Raw genomic sequence first — 6,296 nt, forward strand, 5'->3', positions numbered from 1 at the left:
CGATATTGGAAAGTGTCCAGACCAACGAAGTTAGCTTCAGGTTGGTACTGGTTGCCAGAGATGGTGCCGTGCTCAGGCTTCTGCACAATGTCCACATTGAACTGATACCCTACCGCCATGAAATCATTGTCCATCAGGTTCAGTTTGATTGGCGTATTTTTATTGGTTTGTAACGAATCAGATTTCGCTTCAACCAAGTTGCTCGCATCCACATTTAATAATGCTGCAAACGGAATATAAGAGAACCCGGCTTTTTCTAGACCAAACGTGCCAATCTCACTGTAATCACCAGTCCACATTACAGGTAGAGAGGCTTTTTCAGTTTTTAGCAAGCGACCGAAATCAAAGTTTGCATCAAATTGACCGCCTTCCAATTCAACGACCAATAAATGCTGACCCGCACTCAATTGGCTTGGTTGGGGGAATAAAATTCGAGATGACTTTTGGAAGTTACCTTGCTGTAAAAGCTCAGCGTTGTTTTGATTCAATATTAATCGATAGCCAATGTTTCCAGAAAATGGGAATCGCCAAACTCGATAAGTCATGTCACTTTGAGCGCTATCTCTTTGCGCGTAAAGTTGAAGACCATCAAGCTCTGTATCACTATTCAAGTCCAGTGGCACCGCCAGAGTGTTACTCCCACTCGCGTACACATAACCTTGGTGAAGAGAGTTCAGCCATGCTGATTTATTTGGTTCGTTTGTATGCTCAAGAGAAAAGCTACCGCCGTTGGTGTTGCTGGCAATGTTGGAAATACGAACCCCAGTATCAAACCCTGTGATCGCTCTCAGACCCGGGGTCGATGTATCTGAAATGACATCGCCACCATTAGGGTACAAATCGTCAGCGTCACTCCTACCATCATTTTCTAACTCATTCAGACCATCAGCCTGCATGATTTGAACCTGCATCGCACCAACATCATTAAAGCGGTTCTGGACATTGACCGACGTCGCCAGGATACCTTCAGCCGCCAATGCTCGGTCGTAACCGCTAAAGGTGCGATTTTCCAAGTAAACACGTGGGCCAAACTCTTTCAAGTACGGGTCGAGATACACCAGCTTGACATCGTCGTTGTTCACAGAAATAGGCGCTGGACTTTCATGAGTTACCGTTGGTACAACAAAACCAGCAGCGTGTTTGCTCCATGCACTCATGTTCACCGGAGTGTCACCAGCGTATGAATCTCCCGGTTTCTGCGCCCATGAACCGCCACCCATCACGCCCCAAGAGCCGATCGAGGCATCACTGTTCCTTGCGTACAAATCCGGTAAGCCAAGCATTAAGTGGCCAAGCTCGTGTACGATCACGCCCAAGGTCGCTTGATGATCAACTTGATAGTCAGCGAACACACAATAGTCTGTGATCTTTTTACCATCTAGTGTGACATCATCGTGAGAGAATTTGTGCGGCCAAATAGCAGGACGGTTGAGAACCCCTGTTGAACGATCGCCCCCCGCAAAAATAAACATGACAGAGAGTTCTGACGGTTCTACGGTACCATTTTGATTGCTGTCGTAGGCCGAAAGATTAAAGTATGGATCCAGTTTTTGATAAGCCTCGGTGAAAACCGCATTCAACTTGGCGGTGCATGTCTTATCAGTAGAACTAGAGTGACAGTTAGGGTGGCTTTGTGCCACAGTCACATCTATCACACCGTCATTGGCGGTGCCGTAACTCTCAAGTGCAGGAACAACTTTGAATTTACCTTGAGAGTTTTTATCAAAGTAATCCACAACGCTTTGACCATTGGTATTAAATACGCGTTGCTCAAAATCGTGCACCATTGCTTGGTCATCAAACGAAACTTGCACAACCAATAGGGGCTGCTGCTTCACCGTTGAACTGCTCATCGCCTGGTAACCTTGCGCCGAACGCAGTAGGTTTTTTCGTGCCATCGGTTCAATGGTTTTTAGAGAAGATAATTGCGGTTTAAATTGTAAATCCGGGCGAAACTTCGCCGACTCAGGTGGCTCACTCGACTGCGTTTTCACCACACCTGTCGAGATCAATATTGGCGTGTCTGACTCGCGCTGAATCCGCGCGAAAAACCAAACGCCGTCTTCCTGAAGTAAGGTATTGCCCTGCTTATCTTCAAACCAGTGGAAATCTGCCGTTCCACGTAGAATTGCCTCACTGGAACTACCATCGCTCAACGCAATAGTATGCCAAACCGGTGATGGCGGAGTAGTTGCCATGCTCTTCCCTGCAAGAAGCGCAGTTAGCATAGCCATGGCGAGTGTGTTGAATTTCAAAGTACGACTCCATCTTTTCGATTCGTTAATTAATACCAAGCACAACAAACACAAAGTAACCCTATGGGCATAGAGTAAGACTGAGTGACTATTGACGAAGGCTGGTATCAATTCGCTCAGATAACACGACGTAGTTTGGTGTCACACTACAAAAGCGTCGGATTCCAAAACGCTGTTATGAGCGTAGCTTCTGAGAATATAAATTGAGTGAATGAATAGTATCGAAACGAAAGGAAGAAGAAATGAACTTCTACGAATTTGTAGGTAAAACTGGGCAACATTCCACATATTCTATAAATGTACGAGCACTGCTATTAATCAATGCTCGTAATGGTCGCGCGGCCATTGTTTAACGCTATATTAACCTGTAAGAACGGCGTCTTCTGGGTATTTGACCAAGGTAGGTTCAGGACGTGCCAACATGTAGGCAAGCGTGAGCGGCCCAATACGACCAATGATCATCACCACGATCATAATGTATTTACCAGGTTCAGAAAGTTCCGCAGTCAAACCGGCGGTGAGCCCCACTGTGGCAAATGCGGAAATGGTTTCAAACATAACCTTATCAAAGCTGGCCTTCTCGGTAAGCATCAATAAAAACATTGCGCTTGTCAGGATGGCTCCGCTCACAACGATAATTGCCAATGACTTAGTCACAGTTTGCCAATTTATGGTTCGCTTAAACATAACCACATGTTTCTTTTGGCGTAAAAAGGTCCACGTAGCCATAAACGCAACAGCAAATGTGGAAACTTTAATACCGCCCCCCGTTGAGGTGGAACCCGCTCCAATTAACATTAGAACAATCATGGCCAGTAAGGCTGGCTGGGTAAACAACGCCAAGTCAACACTATTAAACCCTGCCGTTCGAGCACTCGCAGATTGAAAGAATGCCGCCAACCATTGTCCTGTTGCAGGTAAAGACGCCATTGTGTTTGGGTTGCTTCGCTCAAGTAACCAAAACATCATCGTTCCGACTAAGAGCAATATCGGTGTCGCAATCAGCATGATTTTGGTGTGAAGATGCAAAAAGTGGAAACCTTTGCGCCAGTTTATCCAGATGTCACCCACAACAGTAAAGCCAAGCCCGCCAAAAATGAATAGCCCCGCCAGTGTAAAGATAACCAACGGATCATTCACAAAGCTCATCATACTGTCAGAAAACAGCGCGAACCCAGCGTTGTTAAATGCAGAAATTGCATGAAACAAGGCGTAAAACATACCAGTCTTCCAGCCCATTTCAGGGACCCAGCGGATAGAGAGAAAAATAAACCCGATCGTTTCTGCAACAAGCGCGAAAACAACAATCCGCTTTACTAGTCGGTTTAGATTGACTTGCCGATCTTGCCCTAATGCTTCTTTCGCCAGCGCTTGTTGACGCAAACTCAAACGCACGCCGAACATATAGAGTAAGACCGCCGACAAAGTCATCTGCCCCAACCCACCGATTTGCATTAAAAACATCAGCAAGATTTTACCCGCAAGCGTAAAGTGTTGCCCAGTATCGACAACACCAAGCCCTGTCACACTAATAGCGGACGTTGCGGTAAACAAAGCATCCGTTATCGACAGGCCCGTAACAGAAAAAACTGGCAAGGTTAGCAATACCGCAGAAGGCAGTAAAACACCGAGAAAACTGAGCAATATAATTCGCGGTTCGTTGCCTTTCGCTTTCTCTTGTTTACCATCTGGTGCGTAAAAAACACCTTTCTGATGAAAATACGTCATAGCGATTTTAATTTATTTGCGAGCGCATCTTGAGGGCCGACCACAATAATTAGGTCACCAATTTCTAGTGTGGTATTAAGGTCAGGTGCCTTGGTAACTTCTGGGCCCCGTTTAAACCCTAGCACTTGCACGCCATCGACTTTGCACAGAGCCAAATCACTTAGTGTCTTACCCATCCAACGAGAGCCAATCACAAACTCCGTCATAGCTAAGCCACTGCCTAATGGGTGGAACTCAAGAACCCGTTTATCGAGCATTTTACGCGCGACACGTATCCCCATGTCACGCTCAGGCATGATAATGTGGTCTGCGCCAATTTTTTGCAGAACACGAGCTTGGAAGCGGTCGTTGGCTTTAACCCATACTGACTTTACTCCCGCCTCTTTAGCAATCAATGTCGCAAGAATACTGGCATTGACATCCGCTCCGATGGCAATCATCACCATGTCGTAATCATCAAGTTTGAGCTCAGCAACCGTCTCTTCGTGAGTACAGTTAGCCACAACCGCCTGACTAACAAAACTGGCGGCTTCTTTAACTCTGTCTTCGTTGATGTCAACGGCTAAAACTTGAGCGCCTGAATCTTGTAACTCTTTACACACTGCCAAACCAAATCGGCCAAGACCAATAACGGCGAATTGCTTATCACCTGTTTTCATTTGTGCCCCATCTTATGCATTCATTAGCAAGCAAAAAAGTTTGCGCCCATTCCTTACCTTGTGCAAACCTGCGGACAGATAATTGACAAAAGCTTAACGCACCTTGATTCACTTTACGTGTTAAGCGTATGACACTGATTAACTTTTTCCTCATTACCGAATAGAAACCGTCGCGATGGCTACATAATTGGATGCCTAAAAACGCAAAAAGCCGCAAGAATGCGGCTTTTAGATCATGGGATAAACTGGCTATTTTGATTCGCGCTTATCGTGCGGTTTACGTTTATTCTTAGGCACGTAATTTAAAATTGAAACTGGTACTGGCTTTCTTGGCGCAAAACCTTCAATTTCCACTCGCTCTAGCAAGTGCCCTAAACGACTTTCAATCATGCAGAGGTTCTTAAAGTCGTCTTTTGAAACCAGTGATATCGCCTCACCTTTCGCGCCAGCACGACCTGTACGACCAATACGATGTACATACTCATCCGCTGGGTAAGGTAAATTGTAGTTGATGACAACTGGCAGATTATCAATATCAATACCGCGCGCAGCAACGCCGGTTGCGACTAAGTACTGGATTTCACCCGCTTTAAACTTTTCTATTAATTCCTGGCGAACACGCTGATTACGGCCACTGTGGAATGCTTCTGCCACAATGCCACGTTTCTCAAGTTGGCTTACCAGTTTGGCTGCGCCGTGTTTAGTTTCAATAAATACCAGTACTTGCGACCAGTCATTTTCTTTAAGCAAGTGACTTAACAGCGACGACTTCATATCTTTATCGACGGTCGTGATCCACTGTTTAATATTTGATTTTGAGGCACTGTGCTTTGCAATCGTGATCTCTTCAGGATCAATAATCGCATTTTTCGCCAAGTCACGAACAGGGTTAGATAACGTCGCTGAGAACAGCAAACTTTGCACATGTTCTGGCATACAGTCGACGATTTTGTCGATCGCATCGATGAATCCCATATCCAACATTTTGTCGGCTTCATCAAGCACTAGCATTTCCACTTCATCAAAGTGAATCGCGCGTTGACCGTACAGATCAATCAAGCGCCCAGGCGTGCTTACCACAATATCGACACCCTCGATCAAGGCTTGTTTTTGTGGTGCATAATCCACACCACCAAACATCGCCATTGAGCGTAATGGTAAGTTTTTACCATAAGCTTCAATACTTTGATGAACCTGAAGCGCAAGTTCGCGTGTTGGCGTTAGGATAATCGCCCGAGCGCGTTTTTTACGTTGCGTTTCGCCTCGACTAAGCTTTTCTAAGATTGGCAGAACAAAACTGGCCGTTTTACCTGTGCCCGTTTGCGCTGCTGCAATTAAATTGCGGCCACGCAATACGATTGGAATGGCTTTTTGTTGGATAGAAGTGGGTTTTTCATAACCTAGCGCTTTTACTGCATCAGCAATCGATGCGCTTAAACCAAGCTTAGAAAATGGCATAGAAAGGTCTCAACAGAGGAAATGGGCGCGTAGTGTATCAGAATCCCCGTGAAGTAACAGAAGGATTCATGCGCGAAAAACTAGGAACATGACACAATCTTAGCCCATGAAATTGGGCTGCAAACCTTTTTCTAATTTTTTCCTCACTTTGTAGGAAACATCATTAAGCGTGATTTTCCCCGTGTTGTGGCGATCG

Annotated in this window: 4 protein-coding genes and 1 pseudogene; all 5 read right to left on the reverse strand. The window is 45.6% G+C overall.

Features of this window, described 5'->3' with window-relative positions:
- Positions 1-2,255: M6 family metalloprotease domain-containing protein (locus IQR33_RS29165; RefSeq protein ID WP_228014214.1), on the reverse strand; the 2,255-nt coding region annotated here is incomplete at its 3' end.
- A gap of 360 nt (positions 2,256-2,615) precedes the next feature.
- Positions 2,616-3,983 carry a TrkH family potassium uptake protein gene (locus tag IQR33_RS29170; protein ID WP_193837668.1) on the reverse strand — a complete coding sequence of 456 codons (1,368 nt, stop codon included), beginning with the start codon at positions 3,981-3,983 and terminating at the stop codon, positions 2,616-2,618.
- Positions 3,980-4,642, reverse strand: coding sequence for a potassium channel family protein (locus tag IQR33_RS29175; RefSeq protein ID WP_053303271.1), 663 nt, complete (start codon positions 4,640-4,642; stop codon positions 3,980-3,982). Before IQR33_RS29175 ends, IQR33_RS29170 begins: the two co-directional genes overlap by 4 nt.
- Positions 4,643-4,891: 249 nt before the next feature.
- Entirely contained in the window at positions 4,892-6,100 is a 1,209-nt protein-coding gene (locus tag IQR33_RS29180) for a DEAD/DEAH box helicase (RefSeq protein WP_193837667.1), read from the reverse strand.
- Positions 6,101-6,199: 99 nt separating this feature from the next.
- Positions 6,200-6,296: pseudogene (locus IQR33_RS34855) on the reverse strand (transglycosylase); the annotation flags it as partial.

It is taken from the genome of Vibrio sp. OPT46 (assembly GCF_015163535.1).
In the GTDB taxonomy this organism is placed as follows: domain Bacteria; phylum Pseudomonadota; class Gammaproteobacteria; order Enterobacterales; family Vibrionaceae; genus Vibrio; species Vibrio alginolyticus.

Excerpts from the sequence above, each read along its gene's own strand:
- IQR33_RS29170 (WP_193837668.1), bottom strand. The coding sequence starts at position 3,983 with ATGACGTATTTTCATCAGAAAGGTGTTTTTTACGCACCAGATGGTAAA.
- IQR33_RS29175 (WP_053303271.1), bottom strand. The coding sequence starts at position 4,642 with ATGAAAACAGGTGATAAGCAATTCGCCGTTATTGGTCTTGGCCGATTT.
- IQR33_RS29180 (WP_193837667.1), bottom strand. The coding sequence starts at position 6,100 with ATGCCATTTTCTAAGCTTGGTTTAAGCGCATCGATTGCTGATGCAGTA.